The organism is Paraburkholderia sp. LEh10 (genome assembly GCF_017814945.1).
Lineage (GTDB): Bacteria > Pseudomonadota > Gammaproteobacteria > Burkholderiales > Burkholderiaceae > Paraburkholderia.
Genome location: NZ_JAGIPX010000246.1, coordinates 1 through 514, shown reverse-complemented (window position 1 = coordinate 514; position 514 = coordinate 1). Strand labels below are relative to the sequence as shown.

The following is a 514-nucleotide window of genomic DNA, read 5'->3' as shown; positions in this document are numbered from 1 at the left end:
GGGAAAGCGCTGGATGGCTCGATGAAACTGCCGGATGCCGATGCGTGCCGCGCTTACGCGCGGGCGAATTTCGATAATCCTGTGATCGCGAGGCGCGTGGCGGGGGTTTATAACGAGGCGATTCGGGCGGCATGAGGATTTGGCGCTGTCGCTGGCATCCTTTGCCCTTCGCGGGCATGCACGATTGCGGTTTGTTCTTGCCGCTGTCGCGGGCATCCGCGATTTCGGTTTGTTTTGCCTTTGCGCGGCATCCGCAATTGCGGTTCGTTTTGCCTTTGCGCGGGCATCCGCGAGTGCGGTTCGTTTTGCCTTTGCGCGGGCATCCGCGATTGCGGTTTGTTTTGCCTTTGCGCGGGCATCCGCGATTGCGGTTTGTTTTGCCTTTGCGCGGCATCCGCAATGGCGGTTCGTTTTGCCTTTGCGCGGGCATCCGCGATTGCGCCTCGCGGCGCAGGCGTTGCCCCTGTGCGGGGCGGCACCTACTTTCTTTGCCGCGGCAAAGAAAGTAGGCAAA

1 protein-coding gene is annotated in these 514 nt (G+C 61.3%); it reads left to right on the top strand.

What is annotated here, in order from left to right; genetic code table 11:
- Positions 1-139: 139 nt before the first annotated feature.
- A partial coding sequence (locus tag J8I87_RS44185; RefSeq protein ID WP_209938948.1) for a hypothetical protein occupies positions 140-514 on the top strand: 375 nt, incomplete at its 3' end.